The 19,228-nt window shown below is 70.1% G+C and carries 20 protein-coding genes; 11 read left to right on the top strand and 9 right to left on the bottom strand.

Annotation, left to right across the window (positions count from 1 at the left end):
* Nucleotides 1-64 precede the first annotated feature (64 nt).
* The 4 genes from OHA21_RS49660 to OHA21_RS49645 all read right to left on the bottom strand — a co-directional run bounded on the left by OHA21_RS49660 (nucleotide 65) and on the right by OHA21_RS49645 (nucleotide 6,561).
* A complete protein-coding gene (locus tag OHA21_RS49660) occupies nucleotides 65-1,534 on the bottom strand; it encodes an alpha-amylase family glycosyl hydrolase (protein ID WP_328467677.1) in 1,470 nt (489 codons plus the stop codon).
* A complete protein-coding gene (locus OHA21_RS49655; RefSeq protein ID WP_328467675.1) occupies nucleotides 1,531-4,263 on the bottom strand; it encodes an MGH1-like glycoside hydrolase domain-containing protein in 2,733 nt (910 codons plus the stop codon). Before OHA21_RS49655 ends, OHA21_RS49660 begins: the two co-directional genes overlap by 4 nt.
* Nucleotides 4,264-4,316: 53 nt before the next feature.
* Complete coding sequence (locus tag OHA21_RS49650; protein WP_328467673.1) at nucleotides 4,317-6,002, bottom strand: SulP family inorganic anion transporter; 1,686 nt, start codon at nucleotides 6,000-6,002, stop codon at nucleotides 4,317-4,319.
* 64 nt (nucleotides 6,003-6,066) lie between these two features.
* Nucleotides 6,067-6,561, bottom strand: coding sequence for a DUF1269 domain-containing protein (locus tag OHA21_RS49645; RefSeq protein ID WP_328467671.1), 495 nt, complete (start codon nucleotides 6,559-6,561; stop codon nucleotides 6,067-6,069).
* Nucleotides 6,562-6,788: 227 nt separating this feature from the next.
* On the opposite strand from OHA21_RS49645, the gene OHA21_RS49640 reads away from it, so the two are divergent.
* The 6 genes from OHA21_RS49640 to OHA21_RS49615 all read left to right on the top strand — a co-directional run bounded on the left by OHA21_RS49640 (nucleotide 6,789) and on the right by OHA21_RS49615 (nucleotide 12,723).
* Nucleotides 6,789-7,067 carry a hypothetical protein gene (locus OHA21_RS49640; RefSeq protein ID WP_328467669.1) on the top strand — a complete coding sequence of 93 codons (279 nt, stop codon included), beginning with the start codon at nucleotides 6,789-6,791 and terminating at the stop codon, nucleotides 7,065-7,067.
* A 10-nt stretch (nucleotides 7,068-7,077) separates the two neighbouring features.
* Entirely contained in the window at nucleotides 7,078-7,521 is a 444-nt protein-coding gene (locus tag OHA21_RS49635; protein WP_328467667.1) for a DUF7144 family membrane protein, read from the top strand.
* Between the two features lie 57 nt (nucleotides 7,522-7,578).
* Entirely contained in the window at nucleotides 7,579-8,754 is a 1,176-nt protein-coding gene (locus tag OHA21_RS49630) for an AI-2E family transporter (protein ID WP_328467665.1), read from the top strand.
* Nucleotides 8,751-9,245, top strand: a complete 495-nt coding sequence (locus OHA21_RS49625) for a DUF1269 domain-containing protein (RefSeq protein ID WP_328467663.1) — start codon at nucleotides 8,751-8,753, stop codon at nucleotides 9,243-9,245. The genes OHA21_RS49630 and OHA21_RS49625 overlap by 4 nt, the downstream gene beginning before the upstream one ends.
* The gene (locus OHA21_RS49620) at nucleotides 9,242-10,630 is read left to right on the top strand and encodes a DUF2252 domain-containing protein (RefSeq protein ID WP_328467661.1); all 1,389 of its coding nucleotides are present in this window, start codon (nucleotides 9,242-9,244) and stop codon (nucleotides 10,628-10,630) included. Before OHA21_RS49625 ends, OHA21_RS49620 begins: the two co-directional genes overlap by 4 nt.
* Nucleotides 10,631-11,421: 791 nt before the next feature.
* Entirely contained in the window at nucleotides 11,422-12,723 is a 1,302-nt protein-coding gene (locus tag OHA21_RS49615; protein WP_328467659.1) for an IS256 family transposase, read from the top strand.
* 277 nt (nucleotides 12,724-13,000) lie between these two features.
* Here the strand turns inward: OHA21_RS49615 and OHA21_RS49610 are convergent, their stop codons facing one another.
* On the bottom strand, nucleotides 13,001-14,458 hold the full coding sequence (locus OHA21_RS49610) for a hypothetical protein (RefSeq protein WP_328467654.1): 1,458 nt from the start codon (nucleotides 14,456-14,458) through the stop codon (nucleotides 13,001-13,003).
* A gap of 209 nt (nucleotides 14,459-14,667) precedes the next feature.
* Between OHA21_RS49610 and OHA21_RS49605 the strand changes: the two genes are divergently transcribed.
* Genes OHA21_RS49605 through OHA21_RS49590 form a run of 4 tightly spaced genes read left to right on the top strand, consistent with a single transcriptional unit; the run spans nucleotide 14,668 to nucleotide 16,135 of the window.
* Complete coding sequence (locus tag OHA21_RS49605; protein WP_328467652.1) at nucleotides 14,668-15,117, top strand: DUF6325 family protein; 450 nt, start codon at nucleotides 14,668-14,670, stop codon at nucleotides 15,115-15,117.
* 8 nt (nucleotides 15,118-15,125) lie between these two features.
* Complete coding sequence (locus tag OHA21_RS49600; RefSeq protein WP_328467650.1) at nucleotides 15,126-15,329, top strand: hypothetical protein; 204 nt, start codon at nucleotides 15,126-15,128, stop codon at nucleotides 15,327-15,329.
* A gap of 9 nt (nucleotides 15,330-15,338) precedes the next feature.
* The gene (locus tag OHA21_RS49595; RefSeq protein WP_328467648.1) at nucleotides 15,339-15,812 is read left to right on the top strand and encodes a DUF6325 family protein; all 474 of its coding nucleotides are present in this window, start codon (nucleotides 15,339-15,341) and stop codon (nucleotides 15,810-15,812) included.
* A gap of 5 nt (nucleotides 15,813-15,817) precedes the next feature.
* Entirely contained in the window at nucleotides 15,818-16,135 is a 318-nt protein-coding gene (locus OHA21_RS49590; RefSeq protein WP_328467646.1) for an SHOCT domain-containing protein, read from the top strand.
* Between the two features lie 58 nt (nucleotides 16,136-16,193).
* On the opposite strand, the gene OHA21_RS49585 is transcribed toward OHA21_RS49590, so the two are convergent.
* From OHA21_RS49585 to OHA21_RS49570, 4 genes are read right to left on the bottom strand one after another with little or no spacing between them, the layout of a single operon-like run.
* Entirely contained in the window at nucleotides 16,194-16,316 is a 123-nt protein-coding gene (locus tag OHA21_RS49585; protein ID WP_328467644.1) for a hypothetical protein, read from the bottom strand.
* 4 nt (nucleotides 16,317-16,320) lie between these two features.
* Complete coding sequence (locus tag OHA21_RS49580) at nucleotides 16,321-16,779, bottom strand: RDD family protein (protein WP_328467642.1); 459 nt, start codon at nucleotides 16,777-16,779, stop codon at nucleotides 16,321-16,323.
* Nucleotides 16,776-17,255, bottom strand: a complete 480-nt coding sequence (locus OHA21_RS49575) for a hypothetical protein (protein ID WP_328467640.1) — start codon at nucleotides 17,253-17,255, stop codon at nucleotides 16,776-16,778. Before OHA21_RS49575 ends, OHA21_RS49580 begins: the two co-directional genes overlap by 4 nt.
* Nucleotides 17,256-17,273: 18 nt before the next feature.
* A complete protein-coding gene (locus OHA21_RS49570) occupies nucleotides 17,274-17,762 on the bottom strand; it encodes a DUF6069 family protein (protein ID WP_328467638.1) in 489 nt (162 codons plus the stop codon).
* A 186-nt stretch (nucleotides 17,763-17,948) separates the two neighbouring features.
* On the opposite strand from OHA21_RS49570, the gene OHA21_RS49565 reads away from it, so the two are divergent.
* A complete protein-coding gene (locus OHA21_RS49565) occupies nucleotides 17,949-19,217 on the top strand; it encodes a pyridoxal phosphate-dependent aminotransferase (protein WP_328467636.1) in 1,269 nt (422 codons plus the stop codon).
* The last annotated feature ends 11 nt before the right edge of the window (nucleotides 19,218-19,228 follow it).

Genomic DNA, 19,228 nt, shown 5'->3' with positions numbered 1-19,228 from the left:
GTCTCGGCGGCTGACCCCGCGCATCGTCCGGATCGGATAATCGTGACCCTCGGTGTGACGGCCACTACTCCACGGAAAGGACGTGCGCTCCCCAGGGCGGAAGGTCCACGTACAGACCGTCTCCGGCCAGTTCGTCACCGTCGCGTTCGAACACCCGGCCGTCGAGCAGATCGGTGAGCCGCCAGGCCCGTCCGGACAGGACCGGCCAGGGCAGGGCGACCCGGCCCTGCGACGGGTGATCCCCGAAGTTGATCGCCACGACGTGCCGTGGGGTGCCGCCGTCGGACCAGGCCCAGGCGAGCACGTCGTGGTGGCTCGGGTTGTCCGGCCAGCCGTGGCAGTCGAGCAGCCGCCAGTCACCCCGGCGTACCGGTGCGGTCACCTCGAGCAGCCGGTGGTGGAAGTCGCGCAGATTCAGGTCGAGCTGTTCCTCCGGATAGCGGGCCAGGAAGACCGGGAGGTGCGTACGCCGCCCCTCGAACTGACCGTCGTGCCAGAGCGCGGCGCCGGGCAGCGTCGCGATCGCGGTCACCGCGGCCCGGCCCCGGTCGCCGGGCAGGGTCGCGGCGGCCCTCGGCTCGTCGTGGTTCTCCACGAAGCGGATCAGCCGGTCCTGGAAGTCGCGGCCGGCGCTGAGGTGCTTGCGGACCGCGTCGGCGTTCTCGTGGGCCAGCCGGTCGTAGAGCCGTTTGTCGTAGCAGAAGTCGAAGCCCTGCTGCTGCAGCGTCCACTCCATGTCCCAGTACGCCTCGGCGATCAGCACCAGACCGGGGTGGGTGGCCCGGACCCGCTCGACGACGTACGGCCAGAACTCGGCGGCCGGCGCCGCGCCGGCCCACCGGCCCCAGGTCCGGGCGAAGATGTCGTTGGTGACCAGCATCGCCATGTCGCAGCGCACCCCGTCACACTGCTCACCGATGGCGGTCAGCGCGGCCACGGTCGCCTCCCGCAGGCCCGGGTCGAACGCGTTGAGCTGGGCGACGTCCGGCCACGGCGGGAAGTACGGGTCCCGGCCGTGCGCCAGCACCCGCCCGGCCGCGGTGAACCAGCCGGCCGGGTCGTCGAGCTGGTCGGTCGGGCTGCCCTGGATGAACCAGTTCGGGTGCTCGACCGTCGCCGGATGGTCCGGGGCCACGTGGTTGGGCACGTAGTCGAGGACCAGCCGCAGGCCCCGCCGGTTCAGCTCGGCGCGGGCCGCGGCCAGCCCGGCCGGGCCACCGAACCGGTCGTCGACCCGGTACCGGCGGACGCAGTACGGGGAGCCGACGATGTCAGCGGGCGTGAGATCCGGCAGAGCCGCCCGGAACGCCCGCTGCAGCGACTCGTTCGCCCGGGCCACCTCGAGCCCGGCCGGGCTGCGCTCCCAGACGCCCATCAGCCAGACCGCGTCCAGGCCGGTCGCGGCCACCTCGTCCCAGATCTCGCCGGGCACGTCGGCCAGGGTCAGCGGGCGGCCCAGCCGCTGCTCCACCCCGGTCAGCCACGGCCAGGTGTCGATCTCGTAGATCGCCGGCGCGGACGGCCATCCACTCATTGCTCCTCCTCCAGCCCGGGCGCTGTGCGCAGCACTCCGGTCATGCCATGGTCCAGCAGATCGGGTCCGGTCAGCCCGGCGAAGATGTTCGGGAAGACCGCGACGAGCCCGGTCCACCCGGTCTGGTGCGCCGCGCCGAGGCCTGCCCCGTTGTCGCCGTGGAAGTACTCGGAGAAGGTAATCAGATCACGCCAGTGCTCGCTCGCGAAGATGTGCTGGCCACCGAAGCACGGACGGCGGCCCTCCTCGTCGGGCAGGAAGATGCTGGTCAGGCGCTCGGAGAGGTCCTTGGCCACCTCGAAAAGCGTCATTTTCACGCCGGAGCCGGTCGGGCACTCGACGGTGAAGTCGTCGCCGTGGGCGACGTACAGGTTGAGCAGCGCGCGGATCAGCAGCACGTTCATCGGGAACCAGATCGGGCCGCGCCAGTTGGAGTTGCCGCCGAACATCCCGGTGTCCGACTCGGCCGGCTGGTACTTCACCGAGTACGTCTGGTCGCCCACCCGGAACTCGAACGGGTGTTCGCCGTGGAACTTCGACACCGACCGGATGCCGTACGGGCTGAGGAACTCGTCCTCGTCCAGCATCGTGGTGAGGATGCGGCGCAGCCGCTGCTCGTCGAAGAGCGCGAGCAGGTGCCCGCCGTTCTGCCCCTGCGCCCGCCCGGCCAGCACCGACCGGACGCTCGGGTGGCGGGTCACGAAGTCCTGCATGCTCTCCACCAGCTGCGGATGGCGCGAGGTCAGGTCCTGCGGGTACACGGTGGCCGCGGCCAGCGGCAGCAGCCCGACCAGCGAACGCACCCGCAGCCGCTGGGAGTCGCCGTTCGGCAGCCGCAGCAGGTCGTAGAAGAAGCCGTCCTCCTCGTCCCACATGGTGGCGCTGCCGGTCGCGTGGTTGACGGCCACGGTGATCCAGGCGAAGTGCTCGAAGTACGCCTGAGCCTGCTCGACGTACGTCGAGTCGTGCTCCGACAGCTCCAGGGCGATCTGCAGCATGCTCTGGCAGTACAGCGCCATCCACGCGGTGCCGTCCGCCTGGTCCAGGTAGCCGCCGGTGGGCAGCTGCGCGCTGCGGTCGAAGACGCCGATGTTGTCCAGGCCGAGGAAGCCGCCCTGGAAGATGTTGTTGCCGTCGTGGTCCTTGCGGTTCACCCACCAGGTGAAGTTCTTCGACAGCTCGTGGAAGACCGACTCCAGCCAGACGTGGTCGCCCTGGCCGCCGCGGCGGGACTTGTCCAGCTCGTAGACCAGGTGGGTGGCCCACGCGTGCACCGGCGGGTTGACGTCGCTGAAGTTCCACTCGTACGCCGGGATCTGGCCGTTGGGGTGCAGGTAGCGGCGGCTGAGCAGCAGGTCCAGCTGGCACTTGGCGAAGCCGAGGTCGACCAGGCTCAGCGCGATCGTGTGGAAGGCCAGGTCCCACGCCGCGAACCAGGGGTACTCCCAGGGGTCGGGCATCGAGATCACGTCGTGGCAGACCATGTGGAACCAGTCGCCGTTGCGGGTGCCGCGGGCCGCGAGCGGGTCCCGGCCGTGCTCGGTGAGCCAGCGCTCCACGTCGTAGCCGAAGTACTGCTTGCTCCACAGCATGCCGGCCAGCGCCTGCCGGACCACCTGGCGCTGCGCGTCGGGCAGCGCCGGGTCGAGCAGGCCGGCGTAGAACTCGTCGGCCTCGGTACGGCGCCGGTCCACCAGGGCGTCGAAGGCGTCCCGGGACGCGCGGCGGTCCTCGACCCCGGCGACGATCGGCTCGTCGGTGAGGTGGACCCGGACCACGGCCGACCCGCCGGCCGGCACGTCGAGCGTGACGTCCGCGGCGACCTTGGTGCCCAGCCCGGCCGGGTTCACCGCCCCGGTCTCGCCGTGCACCACGTAGCGGTCGAAGCTGTCCTTGCGGTACGGGCTGCTGTCCGGCCGGCCGAACACCCGCTCGGTGTTCGTCTCGTTCTCGGTGAACAGCAGCGGCGCGTCACCCAGGCAGGCCAGCCAGCGGGTGCCCAGCCGTGGGTGGTCCGCCTCGGCCACCGACAGACCCGGGACGCCGGGCACCGACCGCAGCACCGGTTTCGGCTCCGGCTCGCTCCACGACCAGGTGTTGCGGAACCAGGCGGTCGGCAGCACCCGCAGCGTGGCCGCCTCCGGGCCCCGGTTGTGCACGGTGATCCGGCACAGGATCGACTCCGGGCCGTCCTTGGCGTACTCGACCTCCACGTCGAAGTACCGGTCCTCGGCGAAGATCCCGGTGTCGAGCAGCTCGTACTCGAAGTCGTGCGGCCCGCGGTCCCGGTTGGTGGCGACCAGGTCGTCGTACGGGAACGCCCGCTGCGGGTACTTGTACAGCATCCGCTGGTAGGAGTGGGTCGGCGTGGCGTCGAGGTAGAACCAGTACTCCTTGGCGTCCTCACCGTGGTTGCCCTCGGTGTTGGTCAGCCCGAAGAACCGCTCCTTGAGGATCGGGTCGTTGCCGTTCCACAGCGCCACCGACATGCAGAGCAGCTGCTCCTCGTCGCTGAACCCGCCGATGCCGTCCTCACCCCACCGGTACGCCCGGGAGCGCGCGTGATCGTGACTGAAGTAGTTCCAGGCGTTCTCGTCCTGGCTGTAGTCCTCGCGGACCGTCCCCCACTGCCGTTCGCTGAGGTACGGTCCCCAGCGCCGCCAGGGCACGGTGTCGGTGTCGGCGTCGTGCAGGCGCCGTTGCTCGGCGCCGGGTTCGGTGATGGCCATGCCGCCAGCGTCATCCGGCGGTCACGCCACGTGTTCCCCCGGCGCGGATGAAATCATGAAGCGGAGATCCGGTACGCCGCGACCGCGTCCTCGATCGTCGGATAGAAGTGCTCGGGGTTGATCGTACGGGTCAGCTTGTATCGGTCGATCTTGCGCCGGACCGGATCCTTCATCTCCGCGAAGATCAGCGAGATTCCCTTCTCGTTGAGCTCCTCGTCGAGGTCCTCCAGCATGTCCGCGGCGGTGGTGTCGATGTCGGTGATCGGCTCCGCCGCGATGATGATCCATCTCGGGGGCGGGTCGGCGTGCGCCAGATGCCGCATCTCCTCGCGGAACGTCCGGGCGTTCGCGAAGATCAGCGGCGCGTCGAACCGGTACAGGACGAGCCCCGGGATCAGTGCCGCGTCGGGATACGAACGCAGATCGTGGTAGCCGGTCACCCCGTCGGCCTGCCCGAGCACCGCGCGGTACGGCCACCACACCCGGCGGAACACGTTCAGCACCGACAGGCACACCGCGACGAGGATGCCGGGCAGCACGCCGAGCAGCGCCACGCCGAGGAACGCCGCGACCGCCAGGCTGAACTCGACCCGCCGCTGGCGCCACAGCCGCCGCATCCCGGCGACGTCGGCCAGCGACAGCGAGGCGGCGATCACCACCGCGGCGAGCATCGGCTGTGGCAGGTTCTTCAGCAACCCGGGCGCCAGCACCAGCATCAGGGTGATCAGCGCGGCGCCGACCAGGCCGGTCAGCTGGGAGCGGGCGCCGGCCTGCACGGCCACCGCGGTCCGCGACGCGCTGGTGCTCACCGGGAAGCCCTGGAAGAAGCCGGCCGCGATGTTGGCCGCACCGATCCCGGCCATCTCCTGGTTCCCGCGGACCTCCTGCCCGGTCCGCTCGGCGAAGGCCGAGGCGGTGGAGATGGTGTCGGTCACCGAGACGAGCGTGATGCCGAGCGCACCGGCGGCGAGCAACCCCAGGTCCGACCACTCCACCGACGGGATGGTGAACGGCGGGAAGCCCTGCGGCAGCGCGCCGACCACGTCGACGCCGTCATCCGACAGGTTGAAGTAGCCGACCGCGACGATCCCACCGAGCACCGCGATCAGGATGCCCGGGATCTTCGGCAGCCAGCGGTTCAGCACCAGGATCACCAGCAACCCGCCCGCCCCGAGGGCGAGCGCCGCCGGCACCGTCTCCCCGGAGGTCACGCCGGAGACGAATCCGACCGCTTCCTCGATCAGCCCCTCGCCGTCGACCGAGAAGCCGAACAGTTTCGGCAGCTGTCCGATCAGGATGGTCAGGGCCAGGCCGTTCATGTAGCCGAGCTGGGTCGGGTGCGACAGCAGGTCGGCGACGAAACCGAGCTTGAAGACCGCGGCCAGGGTCATCATCACGCCGACCATCAGGCCCAGCATCGAGGCGAGCGCCACCGCCCGGGCCGGATCACCGTCGGCGGCGACGATCGGCACGATGACTGCGGCGATCATCGGGCCGAGCGAGGAGTCCGGGCCGAGCACCAGGACCCGGGACGGGCCGAAGACCGCGTATCCGAGCAGGCAGAGGATCGTGGTGTACAGGCCGGTGATCGCGGGCAGGCCGGCCAGTTCGGCGTACGCCATGCCCTGCGGCACGAGCAGGGTGGTCAGCACGATGCCGGCGACCAGGTCCCGCGGCACCCAGGCGGGTTTGTACTCGGCGGCCGCCCGCAGACCCGGGATCCAGTCGGTGTTCGCCATGGTCTCTCACCTCCACGAAGGACGCCGCCCGGTTCACGGGCGGCGTCCGGACGTGATCGGAACCTTACTGCTGGCCACCGCCGTGCAGGGCGTCCTGCAGCTCCTGCTCGGTCTCCTTCGGCAGCGAGGACTTCAGGACCGTGCCGCCGTACTTGCTCAGCGCCTCGACGGCCTTGTCCGGGGTGACCGCCTCGACGACCAGGAACAGCGCCGACGTACCGGGCTGCAGTTCCTCGCGGATCCGCTCCTGGAACTCCTTGTTGATGGCGTTCTTCGTGAGCTTGCCGGTGAGCGCGCCCAGGCCGGCGCCGATCGCCATGCCGAGCACCGGGACGAAGAAGAGCATGCCGAACAGCAGGCCCCAGAACATGCCCCAGGTCGTGCCGCCGGCCACCGCGTGATGGTTGGTCGTGACGTGGTACTTGCCCTCACGGTCCCGGATGATCGTCGCGATGGCGTCGGGCTGGATGATGAGGTCCTTCGCCAGCCGGTCGGCTTCCAGCGACGCCGCTGTTGCCGTGGTCTCGTCGGGGTAGCCGATGGCGACCAGAGTTGCCATGACTTTCTCCTTCCATAGCCGCGCGTCTATGCCTTGCCGCCGCGGCGCGGCACGGCGGCGTCGACGACAAGTGAGCCACGGCAGGCGACCACTCCTCCTCATTCCGGACGGATGAATGACGGACTAATCCGTGCCCGGTTCATCCCGTACGGGGGAGCCGCGGAACGTGACCGTTGCGCCACCGTCAGTAGGAACAGCCGACCGACGGGCAGCGAAGGAGTTCTCCCATGTACGAGCGCTACGAGTTCCGGGTGCGCGGCTTTCTCGGCCCATTGCTGCGGATGGCGTTGCGCGACCTTCGCTGCCGGGTTCTGCCGTACCAGAGCACGATCCGGGGCCGGCTCTCCGACGCCGACCTGGAAAGACTCCTCACCCGCCTGGACGACTCCGGGTTACAGGTGGTCTGCCTGAGCCGGGTGGGCGCGGGTTCATCCGTCACGGATGGCGTGCCGGCCACCACGACCGGCACACGATCAGGTCTCAGCCGCACACCCTCTGATAAGTAGGAGATGGAGCATGACCGACACAGAATCCCGGCGGTCGTACGACGACCCGCCGTACGCGGCCTCCCGGCGGGAACCGACCGGCTGGGTGGGGATGGTCGTCTTCGCCGGCGTCATGTTGTTGATGCTCGGCTCGTTCCAGGCCATCGAAGGGCTCGTCGCGCTGTTCCGGGACGACTTCTACCTCACCACCAACAGCGGTCTCGTGATCCCGATGGACTACAGCGCCTGGGGCTGGACACACCTGATCCTCGGGCTGATCGCGGCCGGCGCCGGCTTCGGCATCCTCTACGGGCAGATGTGGGCACGGATCGTCGGCATCGTCATCGCGGTGTTCAGCGCCCTGGCGAACCTGGCGTTCCTTCCGGCGTACCCGGTCTGGGCCTCGATCGTGATCGCCATCGACGTCCTCGTGATCTACGCCCTCACCGCGCACGGCCGTGAAGTTCGGTACTGACACCCGCCCGGCCGGGACCGTTCGAGGAGGCGGTCCCGGCCGGCTCGGGCCCCTCTCATGAACCGCCTGGTGTCCCGGCCGGCCCGTCACGGTGTCCGGCCGGGCTCCACCGTCCCGCTGCCCGGCCTGCCCCGCGGCGTGATCGTCCTGCTCGGAACCGCGTGCGGGGTGGTCGTCGTCGCCGGGATGCGCGGGGTCGCCGACCTGATCGGGCCGGTCTTCCTCGGGCTGATGCTGACGGTCACGGTCAGCCCGATCACCGAGTGGCTGCGCCGGCACGGCGCACCGGTCTGGGCCGCGATGCTGGCGACGATAACCGCGGTCTACCTGATCCTGATCGCGCTCGGGACCGCCCTGGTCGTCTCGATCGCCCGGCTGATCGACCTGCTGCCGCAATACCAGGACCAGTTCGCCCAGCTGCGCACCGACCTGGTGAACACGCTCGCCGGGCTGGGGATCAGCGAGGAGCAGGTGCGTACCGCCGTCACCAGCGCGAACCCCAGCACCGTGGCGCACGCGGTCGAGGTGGTCTTCGGCGGGGTGGCGGGGCTGCTGTCCAACTCACTGTTCCTGCTCGCCGTGGTGCTGTTCATGTGCGTCGACGCGGTGGGCTTCCCGGCGAAACTGCGCGCCACCATGGGCGAACGCCCGCAGGTGGTCACCGCGTTCCGCTCGTTCGCCCAGGGCACCCGGCGCTACCTGTGGGTGTCCACGGTGTTCGGGCTGATCGTGGCGGTCATCGACACGCTGCTGCTGTGGGCGCTGGACGTCCCGCTGCCGCTGCTGTGGGGCCTGCTCTCGTTCATCACCAACTACATCCCCAACATCGGCTTCATCATCGGCCTCGTGCCGCCGGCGCTGCTCGGCCTCCTGCAGGGCGGACCCGAGCTGATGCTGACGGTCATCGCGCTCTACTGCGCGGTCAACTTCGTGATCCAGTCGGTCATCCAACCGAAGATCGTCGGCGACGCGGTGGGGGTCTCGGCCTCCGTCTCGTTCCTGTCGCTGATCTTCTGGGCCTGGGTGCTCGGGCCCCTCGGCGCGCTGCTGGCGATCCCGCTGACGCTGCTCACCAAGGGCCTGCTGGTCGACATCGACCCGTCGACCCGATGGATCAACGGCCTGATCTCGTCCGGTACACCGGCCGATTCCCCCACCACCCCGGAAGAAGAGACGCCGTCGCGCAACGGCGCAGGATGGCGGCGTCCACGACCCGCGAGGAGCAACCCATGACCACCTTCACGGTATGGAAGTTCGACGACCCGACCCGCGCGGAGCAGATGTCCAACATCCTCAAGGACGCCGCCGCCGACGGCCTGGTCCACATCGTCGACCACGCCGTCGTCACCTGGCCCAAGGGCGCCGAGAAACCGGAGACCCACCACGAGCACGAGCGGACCTGGCACGGCACCGGCTGGGGCGCCTTCTGGGGCGTCGTGATCGGCGGCCTGTTCCTGGTCCCGGTGGTCGGCGGTGTGGTCGGCGCCGGCATCGGCGCCCTCGCCAAGGCCACCGCGGGCACCGGCATCGACAAGGAACAACTGGAGAAGATCCGGCTCCAGATCACCGAGGGCACCTCCGCCCTCTTCCTGGTCACCGAGCGGGGCAACCTGGACCGGCTCGGCGAACGCTTCCACGGCCTGCACAGCCAGCTGATCGCCACCAACCTCACCGAGGGCGAGCGGGACGTCCTGCTCGAGACGTTCGGCGACCACACCCGATGAACAGCGACCCAGCCGCCCGGGCGGCCACCGGCCGGGCGGCCCGCAAACGCGTCCCACCGGACCTGCACGCCGACTTCCAGCCGGCGGCTGACCGGCCCGACCCGGTCGACCTGCTCGTCGCCGACGAGACCGACCGGCTGCCCGAACTGCTGCCGATCCGGCACGGCCGGATGGCCGCGTCCCCGCTGGCCTTTCTGCGTGCCTCGGCCGTCGTGATGGCCGCCGACCTGGCCGGCACGCCGTCGTCCGGGCTCGTCAGCCAGCTCTGCGGTGACGCGCACATGTTCAACTTCGGGCTGTACGCCTCACCGGAACGGCGCCTGGTCTTCGACCTGAACGACTTCGACGAGACCCACCCCGGCCCGTTCGAATGGGACGTCAAACGGCTGGTCGCGAGTCTGGCCCTGGCCGGCCGGGCCAACGGCTTCAAACGCAAGGAGCGGGCCGCGATCGCCCTGGCCGCCGCCCGTAGCTACCGGGAGGCGATGACGCAGTTCGCCGGCATGCGCGAACTGGACGTCTGGTACGCCCGCGCGGACGTCGAGGAACTGCAGAAACAGCTCGGTGATCAACTCGGCAAGGAACGGCGGCGACGGCTGGAGAAGGCCGGGGCCAAAGCTCGCACCCGGACCAACCTGCAGGCGTACCGCAAACTCACCGCCCTGGTCGACGGCGAACGGCGGATCGTCGCCGACCCGCCGCTGCTGGTCCCGGTCCAGGACCTGATCCCGGACGTGGCCCGCAAGCAGCTGGAAAGCCAGATCCGCGACCTGCTGGCCGGATTCCGCGACAGCCTCCCCGACGACCGGCAGAAACTGTTCGACGCATTCGACTTCGTGGACCTGGCCCGCAAGGTGGTCGGCGTCGGCAGCGTCGGTACCCGCTGCTGGATCGTGCTGCTGACCGGCCGCGACGACGACGACCCGCTGCTGCTGCAGGTGAAGGAGGCCGGCCGCTCGGTGCTCGCCGCGTACACCCCGGACGCCGACTACCGACACGAGGGCCGGCGGGTGGTCGCCGGCCAGCGGATCATGCAGGCTGCCAGCGACATCTTCCTCGGCTGGCACCGGGTCGCCGGCTTCGACGGCAAGACCCGCGACTTCTACGTACGGCAGCTGCGCGACTGGAAGGGCGGCGTGGTGGTCGAGGTGATGGACCCGCGCGGCATGCGAGCATACGGCGAACTCTGCGGCTGGACCCTGGCCCGCGCCCACGCCCGCGGCGGCGACCGCATCGCGATCGCCGCCTACCTCGGCGACGACGACCGCTTCGAACGCGGCCTGGCGCTGTTCGCCGAGCTCTACGCCGACCAGACCGAACGCGACCACAGCACGTTCACCGCCGCCATCAGCGACGGCCGCCTCAGCGCCCAGACAGGCATCTAAGTCACGCTTGGCCCTTCTTGCGCCGGCCGGGCATCACATCCCGGCCGGCACCCCTTTCCGGTACGCACGACGCCGCCCCGCCGCATTTTCGCCGTCCCCGCTCTCCCCCGCGACCACCAGCCCACTCCAGGCCTCAGCGCCCCCACCGGGCTGATGCGGTGGTCCAGCTGACACCCAGCGTCCCCTCCCACCCGCCGAAACAGCGCTGACCGTCAGCCGAACCCCTCCAGCTGACGCTCATGGCCGCTTCCCGGCCCGGGAAGCGACACTCACCGACAGCTGACCCTGCCCGGCTGAGGCCCAGCGCTGCCTCCCGCCCGCCGACACCACCCTGGCCGTCAGCCAACCAACCCAGCTGACTTCTAGCGCTGCCTCCCGCCCCGGGAAGCGACACTCAGCGACAGCTGAGCCCGTCCGGCTGACGCCCAGCGCTGCCTCCCGCCCGCCGACACCACCCCGGCCGTCAACCAACCAACCCAGCTGACGCCCAGCGCTGCCTCCCGCCCCAGGAAGCGACACTCAGCGACAGCTGAACCCATCCGGCTGACGCCCAGCGCTGCCTCCCACCCGCCGACACCACCCCGGCCGTCAACCAACCAACCCAGCTGACGCCCAGCGCTGCCTCCCGCCCCAGGAAGCGACACTCAACGACAGCTGAACCCATCCGGCTGACGCCCAGCGCTGCCTCCCACCCGCCGACACCACCCCGGCCGTCAACCAACCAACCCAGCTGACGCCCAGCGGGGACTGTAAAAAGAACGGTGTAACTCCTGATCAAGGAGACGCACCTGATGACCATGATGACGGAGGCCGTGGATACTTCCGCGGTGGCCAAGAAGAAGGACCCGGCAGCCTTGTCTGGGAGTGTCGATGCCGAACTGGTCGGCCGGCTCGTGGAGCAGGCTCGTGCCGCGGGCCTGCAGCTGACCGGTGAGGGTGGTCTGCTGCAGCAGCTGACCAAGCGGGTGATCGAGGCGGCGATGGACGGTGAGATCACCGACCACCTCGGCTATGAGAAGCACGATCCGGCCGGCAAGGACGGCGGGAACTCCCGCAACGGGTCGAGGGCGAAGACGGTGCTCACTGATGTCGGCCCGGTCGAGATCGTCGTGCCGCGGGACCGGGACGGCTCGTTCGAGCCGCAGATCGTCAAGAAGCGGCAGCGCCGGCTGACCGGGGTCGAGGACATGGTCCTGTCGCTGTCGGCGAAGGGCCTGACCACCGGGGAGATCAGCGCTCACCTGGCCGAAGTCTATGGCGCCGAGGTGTCGCGGCAGACGATCTCCACGATCACCGACAAGGTGATGGACGGCATGGCTGAGTGGCAGAACCGGCCCCTGGACCGTGTCTATCCGGTCGTGTTCCTCGACGCGATCAACGTCAAGATCCGCGACGGGAAGGTCGCCAACCGGCCGATCTACGTCGCTTTGGCGGTCACCGCCGAGGGCACCCGCGACATCCTCGGGCTGTGGGCCGGCGACGGCGGCGAGGGCGCCAAGTTCTGGTTCAGCGTGTGCACCGAGCTCAAGAACCGCGGCGTCGAGGACGTGCTGATGGCCGTCTGCGACGGCCTCACCGGCCTGCCTGACGCGATCAACACCGTGTGGCCGCAGACGGTGGTCCAGACGTGTGTGGTTCACCTTCTGCGCAACTCGTTCAAATACGCCGGCCGGCAGCACTGGGACGCCATCGCGAAGGCGTTGAAGCCGGTCTACACCGCACCGACCGAGCAAGCCGCCGAGCAGCGGTTCCTGGAGTTCGCCGAGGTCTGGGGCGAGCGATACCCGGCGATCGTCCGGCTCTGGGAGAACGCCTGGGCCGAGTTCGTGCCGTTCCTGGCCTTCGACGCCGAGATCCGCAAGGTCGTCTGCTCGACCAACGCGATCGAGAGCGTGAACGCCCGGATCCGCCGGGCCGTGCGGGCCCGCGGGCACTTCCCGAACGAGCAGGCTGCCCTGAAATGCGTCTACCTCGCCGTGATGGCCCTGGACCCGACCGGCACCGGCCAGCGCCGCTGGACTATGCGCTGGAAACCCGCCCTCAACGCCTTCGACCTCGCCTTCGAAGGACGCCTCACCGCAGGCCGTAACTGACCTTCAACAAATCGAGTTACACCGTTTTCTTGACACTCCCGCCCAGCGCTGCTTTGACGAGGCGCAAGCAGCACTGAGCGACAGCCGGGCGGGGTCGATGGGGTGGGTGCGGCGGCTTGTCAGGTGGTTGGGGTGGGCGGGCAGGTCGCGGGGTGGGCGGGCAGGTCGCGGGGTGGGCGGGCAGGTCGCGGGGTGGGCGGGCAGGTCGCGGGGTGGCCGGGCAGGCCGCAGGGTGGGCGGGCAGGTCGCAGGTTGGGGTGGGGTGGCGGGTGGGTGGTCAGGTGGCGGGGTGGGGGGTGGCGGGCGGGGTCGCCGGGTGGTCGGTGGAGTCGTCGTGGCGGCGGGCGATCAGGGTGACCGCGACCTCGTAGGCGGCCAGGAGCAGCACGATCACCAGCAGCGAGGTCCAGGACGACAGGATCAGGGCGAGGACGGCGGCCACGGCGATGCCGCCGATTCGGATCGGGTCCAGGTAGGTGGCTATGAAGCCCGGTCCGCGGGTGGCGGCGACGTCCGTACCGATGCGGATGCCTCGCCAGGTGGCTGCGGCCCCGCGCCGGACCTGGCGGCGCAACCAGACCGGGAAGCGGCCCGGGCCGACCAGGTAGGCGACCAGCGCCAGGATCGCGCCGATCCAGATGATCTGGGTGCCGCGTTCGCGCAGCGTGCTGAAGACCGTGGTCACCGCGGCGTCGACGCCGTCGCGGTAGGCGCCCGACGGGATCTCGGCGATGATCTGGCGGCGCACCGCACGGACTATCGCGGTGATGGTGACCGCCGCGATGATCAGCCAGATGCCCAGCTGGACCGTGGTGCGCCGGCGGCGCGGGGAGACCGCGAACGCGGCGATCAGCAGCACGATGGTCGCGCCGACGAAGAGGACCAGGTCGCGTTTCGCGGTGGCGACGGCCTGCTGCGCGGCCCACAGTTGCCCGGAGTCGTAGACGGTGAACTGCGCGAAGTTGGCCGGCAGGGTCACCCCGAGCTGTTCCTCGACCCGCAGCCGCAGGTTCTCCGGGATCGCCCCGCTGCTCAGATCGGGCAGCGTGATCGTTTTCCCGAACAGGGTGGGCAGCTGGGCGCTCAACTCCCGCAACACCTGATTGATCAACGGGAGCAGGTCGATCTGGATCCGGTCCTGCTGCGCGCTGATCAGCGTGCTGGTGCCTTCCAGGACGGCCAGCACCCGCTGGTGCAACTGGCGGTTCAGCTCGACCCAGACGGCCTGGAAGCGTTCGCTGCCGAGCACGTTGCGCACGGTGTTGTAGACCTGCTCGCGGAGCTGACCGGTGATCGGTCCGGCCACGAAGGCGGCCTGCGGCGGCAGCACCTCGCGCAGCCGGGTCTCCACGTCAAGGACCTGGAACACCTCGGCGGTGGCGTACTGGGCGACCGCGGTGTTGATCTTCGGGTCCTGCGGCAGCGGCGCCACGGTCGCCACCCAGCGGTCGGTGTTCAGCGTGGTGCGCGCGGCCCACAACCCGACGACACTGGTGACCAGGGCGAACGCGGCGAGCGCGACGAGGATGGCGGCCAGCGTGCGGCGGACCATGCCGCCGCCCGCCGGCTTGCGGGGCCGGGTCTGCGCCAGTTGCGAGCGCAGGGTGGCCACCTCGGCCCGGAGGCGCTCCAGCTCGACATCGTCGGGTACGGCCTCCGGGGGCGCAGCGACGACCGGACGGGGTACGTCGCCATCGGGTGAGGTCGCGGGTGACGGAGTCGCCGGGATGGTCATCGTTGCCTCCTCGCTGCCGGCAAACGGGCCGGCGAGCCACCTGTTCGCGCGGGATCGAAGTGCGCTCGCCGGCTTGCATCGACGCTTCCCGACCCCCAGCGCGGACGCCTCATCCGGTGCGGATGAACACCCCACGGCCCGCTCGGCGCGGCGCAGGTTCACCCCCGGCGGATGAAGTTGCCGGGGCCCGGGACGAGCACGCTGAGGCCATGGCATTCGGGCCGCTGGAACTGATGGTCTTGTCCTTCCCCGCGGATCGGTTCGACACCGGTGTCCGCACCACACTCGACCGCCTCACCGCGGCGTGGGAGATGAGGGTCGTCGACGTTCTGGTGGTCCGTACCGACGCCGCGGGCACGGCGTCGGCTGTGGAGCTGAGCGAGCTGCCCGGCCTGCGGGACGACCGGGTCTGGCTGGCCCGGCTGGCCAGCGGACTGATCACCGAGTCGGACGTCACCGAGGTGGGTGCGCAGATCGGCGACCGGAGAGACGCGCTGGCGGTGCTCCTCGAGCACCGCTGGGTGCGGGACCTGGCCGACGAGGTCGCCGCCTGCAACGGAACGGTGGTGGCGCTCACCCACATCCCCGGCGCCCCGGATCACTGCCCGGTCCGCACCCGGAGCATGCCCGACCCGAACCGCCTGATCACGACGAGCTGAGGAGAACGATGAGCAGGAGACAGAACACCCGGCAGCGCGCGGTCGCCGCGTACGGCGTCCTGCGCGGCCGGCCCACCCGGCCCGACTACGGCGTCCTGGTCGTGCTGCCGCTGGTGGCGGCGGCCGGTGGCGCACTGATCGGCCTGGGTGTGGAGTCCGCTGTCGGCCGCCGCACCGGCGCGCGCGGCCATTCCGTTCCGGTCGCGAGCTAGGGAGGCGCTGTGCCTGAAGAACTGCTGGAAGAGATGGGCCCGATCGACTACCTGTGCATCGAGTTCCCGGACGGCAGCCTGAACGGGAAGGCGTTCCCGCTGCTGGTGGATCTGGTGGACCGCGGGATCGTACGGATCCTGGACATCCTGTTCGTCAAGAAGTCGCTGGACGGCAGGGTGTTCGCCGTCGAGGGCCGCGACCTGGAGCTGGCCGACCTGGGCGTCTTCCACGGCGCGGCCTCCGGCATTCTCGGCGGCGACGACCTGCGCGAGGCCGGTTCGGTGCTGACCGCCGGTTCGGCCGCCGTGGTGATCGTCTACGAGAACACGTGGGCGGCGCCGCTCGCCGTCCAGTTGCGGCGCAACGGCGCCCAGCTCGTGGCGGGCGGGCGGATTCCCGTACAGGCGCTGCTCGCAGCCCTGGACGAAACCGATGCGGAGATCGCCGCCGCGGCCTCCACCAGCGTTCCCGGAGGAAGGTGAGTCTGATGCCCGGACTTCTGCGGGGTATGGCCCGGACCGCGGTGATCGCCGGCACGGCGACCGCGGTCTCCAACCGCGTCTCCCGTCGGCAGGCCGGCCGCTGGCAGCGGCAGGCCAACGAGCAGGAAGCGCAGCAGTACTACGAGGAGCAGCAGTACCAGCAGCAACAGCCGCAGCCGCAGTACGCGCCGGCACCCGCCGAGCCGGCCGCGGATCCGATGGCCGCGAAGCTGGAGCAGCTGAAGCAGCTCGGCGAGCTGAAGAGCCAGGGTGTGCTCTCCGAAGAGGAGTTCCAGCAGCAGAAGGCACGCATCCTGGGCTGACGCCCGTTCCCCGCGACGAGGTCCCCGGCCCGCCCGGGGACCTCGTCGTGCCGCCCGGTCAGACGCGCAGCGACATCGGGGCGGTCGCCTCGGCCAGGGCGCCGGGCGCCGATCGGACCGGCCGGGCAGGGCGGCGCTCCGCCAGCAGCAGGAATTCCTCGTCAACCCCCATGGTCAACACCGGTTCAGGGTGCGACCCGGGCCACCACCGTCACCTCATCCCGCGGGGATGAGTGCCGCAGCACGGCGGTCCGCGCGATCTTGTCCTGCAGTCCCTGCCGGCGACGGTCCACCAGCAGCCAGAGCGCCCCGATCGGGAAGAAGGCCAGCAGCAGCGCCCGGAACAGCGCGGCGAACCAGCCCGGCGGGCCGCCGTCGAACCGGACCACGCGCAGGCCGAGCACCGTCATCCCGGGAGTGCGCCCGGCGAGCGCCCAGAACAAGGTGCAGTAAAGAGCAAAGATGAAGGGCAGGAACTTGAGGTACGACGTGAGCACCATCTGCGACAACTCGGTGGCCACGTTCCCGACCACCGACGCCACCATGCCCAGCGTCTTCGCACCGAGCATGGTGAACACCGCCACGATCAGGGCGTCGAGGACGTACGCCATCGACCGGCTGATCAGTCCGGCGTAGACGGTCACGTCGGATCAGCGCCGCCGCCGCGACGCGACATCCGCAGGGTCAGCCGGTCCACCGCCGCGTCACCGGCTGCCGCGCCGGCCCGGACCCGTCCGACGACCTCGCCGACCATGGTGTCGCGCGCCCCGCGGACCAGTCCCTGTATCCGGTCCGGCTCGTTCTCGAACAGGTCGAGCATCCGGTCCACCTGCACGTCCACGATCCGGTTGATCAACGGCGAGGAGGCGATGGCGGTCAGCGTGGCGTCCCAGGCCGCGGCGGCCCGGGCCCGGGCCTCGGTCTCCCGTTTCGCGGTCTCGGCCGCACCCCGCTCGGCCAGCGCGGCCAGCCGTTCCCGCATGCCACCGGTCTCGGCCGCGGCCCTCTCCCCGGCTGCCTCGCCGGCGGCCCGGATCCGGGCCAGCGCCTCGGCGGTGGTCTCGCCAGCCCGGAAGGCGGCGCCGATCGCGACGTTGCCGAGGTAGAACAGGCTTGGCATGGCAGTGCTCCTTCGGTCTCAGCCGTATGTCCGGGGATAGGGCCGGGGCGCCGGGCGCGGCGCGACCAGGGTCGTCGAGGTCCTGGCCACCCCCGCGACCAGCGAGCCGATGGCGATGCCGAGCACCAGGTTGAGCCCGGCGGTGTAGAGCCGTGCGCCGAGGCTCGCGTCGGTGACGAAGGGGGCGAGCATCGCGGCCACCGTGCTGAGGCCCACCACCCAGCCGAAGAAGCGCATCGGTCGTGGAGTGGTCACGATGAGGACGTGTGCCAGGCCGGTGGCGAGCAGGGCGGCGATGGCGGCGCCCAGGGCGTACCAGCCGGTGCTGGCGTCACCCCAGGTCCCCTCCCCCTTCGGCGCGAGCACGTCGATGTCGAACAGCCCGCGTCCGAACAGGATCCCGACGACCGCGATGAGGGCCGCGACGGCGGCGGTGGCGGTGCCGCCGGCCCAGAGTTTGCCGGCGTTGACGACCGGGCGCGGCGACGGGTCCAGCGGAGCATTCATTCCGGTCATGGTGCTGAGCCTCATCGGTGCCCGTCTGCGGCGCCTCATCCGGTGTGGATGAACCCGCCGCCCGACGGTCAGGGCACGATTGTCGACAATTTCGTGAACCCTTGAGCTGAACGATTTCGCGTCCCGGTCCGTACTGGCTGACGGCAACACGTCAACCGAGGCGTTCGGGAGGACACCGTGGCACGGACCGGAATCGACACGTCGATCCTGCACAAGGGTGCGCACAGCGCGTCCTACTTCGACCTGGCGCGGGCCGCCGGCGAGGGTGCGGAGATCGTCGACTTCTGCATCCCGTGCAACCCGTACTTCCCGACCCCGGAGATGTTCGACGAGCTCACCCGGGATCTGAAAAGCATCCTGAAGTACTACCCGAGCGACTCGGCCACGATCACCAAGAAGCTGGCCAGCGTGCTCGGCCTGCACCCGCAGACGGTGGCGATGGCGAACGGCTCCACCGAGCTGATCACCTGGATCGACCACCTGCTGGTCAAGGAGAGCCTGGCCATTCCGATCCCCACCTTCGGCCGGTGGACCGACCAGCCGCTGGAGACCGGTAAGCGGGTCGACATGTTCCCGCTGCAGGAGCGCGACGGCTTCCGGCTCGACCTGGAGGAGTACGTCGAGTTCATCCGGGAGCGCAAGTCGCGGGTCGCGGTGGTCTGCAACGTGAACAACCCGGACGGCAACTACCTCCCCCGCCGGGACGTCATCCGGTTCATGGACGCGCTCAGCGACCTGGACCTGGTGGTGGTCGACGAGTCGTTCATCGACTTCTCCGACGCCGAGCGCTACCCGTCGGTCGGCCCGGACGCGGTGATCCGCCCGAACGCGGTGGTGCTGAAGAGCCTCGGCAAGAACTTCGGCCTGCACGGCATCCGGTTCGGCTACCTGCTCGCCAACCCGGCGATCGCCGGCAAGATCGCCAAGATGCTGCCCAAGTGGAACCTCAACTCCCTGGCGGAGAAGGTGGTCCACATGATCCAGGACCACGAGATGGAGTACGAGGAGAGCCTGCGCCTGCTCAGCCGCGACCGCCGCTCGATGGCCCGCGAGCTGAGCCGCATCCCCGGCCTCACCGTCTTTCCGTCGCAGGGCAACTTCTTCCTGGTCAAGCTCCCCACCGAGTGGTCCGGCGTGGCGCTGCGCGACTACCTGGTCGCCAACCACGGCATCATGACCCGCGAGTGCGGCAACAAGCTCGGCATGACCAGCCAGTTCATGCGCCTGGTGGTCCGGCCGACCGCGGACGTCGAGCGCCTGGTCGACGGGATGATGGACTACGGGCAGCGCTTCCACGGCCGATCGGTCTACGACATGGACCCGATGGAGTCCACCGGCCGCCGCTGGGCCACCGAGTCGTACGACGACCAGCAGCCGGACAACCTGATTCCGTACCCGAGCCACCGCAGCACCGAGTACACCGCCCGCCGCGCCGCGGTGAGCTGACGACTCAGTTC

This window comes from Actinoplanes sp. NBC_00393 (genome assembly GCF_036053395.1).
In the GTDB taxonomy this organism is placed as follows: Bacteria; Actinomycetota; Actinomycetes; order Mycobacteriales; family Micromonosporaceae; genus Actinoplanes.
This window is presented reverse-complemented; position numbering and strand designations above follow the sequence as displayed.

Coding starts and splice junctions, on each gene's coding strand:
- OHA21_RS49600 (WP_328467650.1), top strand. CDS start 15,126: ATGAGCAGGAGACAGAACACCCGGCAGCGCGCGGTCGCCGCGTACGGC.
- OHA21_RS49660 (WP_328467677.1), bottom strand. CDS start 1,534: ATGAGTGGATGGCCGTCCGCGCCGGCGATCTACGAGATCGACACCTGG.
- OHA21_RS49620 (WP_328467661.1), top strand. CDS start 9,242: ATGAACAGCGACCCAGCCGCCCGGGCGGCCACCGGCCGGGCGGCCCGC.
- OHA21_RS49650 (WP_328467673.1), bottom strand. CDS start 6,002: ATGGCGAACACCGACTGGATCCCGGGTCTGCGGGCGGCCGCCGAGTAC.
- OHA21_RS49570 (WP_328467638.1), bottom strand. CDS start 17,762: ATGAATGCTCCGCTGGACCCGTCGCCGCGCCCGGTCGTCAACGCCGGC.
- OHA21_RS49615 (WP_328467659.1), top strand. CDS start 11,422: ATGACCATGATGACGGAGGCCGTGGATACTTCCGCGGTGGCCAAGAAG.
- OHA21_RS49575 (WP_328467640.1), bottom strand. CDS start 17,255: ATGCCAAGCCTGTTCTACCTCGGCAACGTCGCGATCGGCGCCGCCTTC.
- OHA21_RS49625 (WP_328467663.1), top strand. CDS start 8,751: ATGACCACCTTCACGGTATGGAAGTTCGACGACCCGACCCGCGCGGAG.
- OHA21_RS49655 (WP_328467675.1), bottom strand. CDS start 4,263: ATGGCCATCACCGAACCCGGCGCCGAGCAACGGCGCCTGCACGACGCC.
- OHA21_RS49645 (WP_328467671.1), bottom strand. CDS start 6,561: ATGGCAACTCTGGTCGCCATCGGCTACCCCGACGAGACCACGGCAACA.
- OHA21_RS49605 (WP_328467652.1), top strand. CDS start 14,668: ATGGCATTCGGGCCGCTGGAACTGATGGTCTTGTCCTTCCCCGCGGAT.
- OHA21_RS49610 (WP_328467654.1), bottom strand. CDS start 14,458: ATGACCATCCCGGCGACTCCGTCACCCGCGACCTCACCCGATGGCGAC.
- OHA21_RS49630 (WP_328467665.1), top strand. CDS start 7,579: ATGAACCGCCTGGTGTCCCGGCCGGCCCGTCACGGTGTCCGGCCGGGC.
- OHA21_RS49640 (WP_328467669.1), top strand. CDS start 6,789: ATGTACGAGCGCTACGAGTTCCGGGTGCGCGGCTTTCTCGGCCCATTG.
- OHA21_RS49635 (WP_328467667.1), top strand. CDS start 7,078: ATGACCGACACAGAATCCCGGCGGTCGTACGACGACCCGCCGTACGCG.
- OHA21_RS49590 (WP_328467646.1), top strand. CDS start 15,818: ATGCCCGGACTTCTGCGGGGTATGGCCCGGACCGCGGTGATCGCCGGC.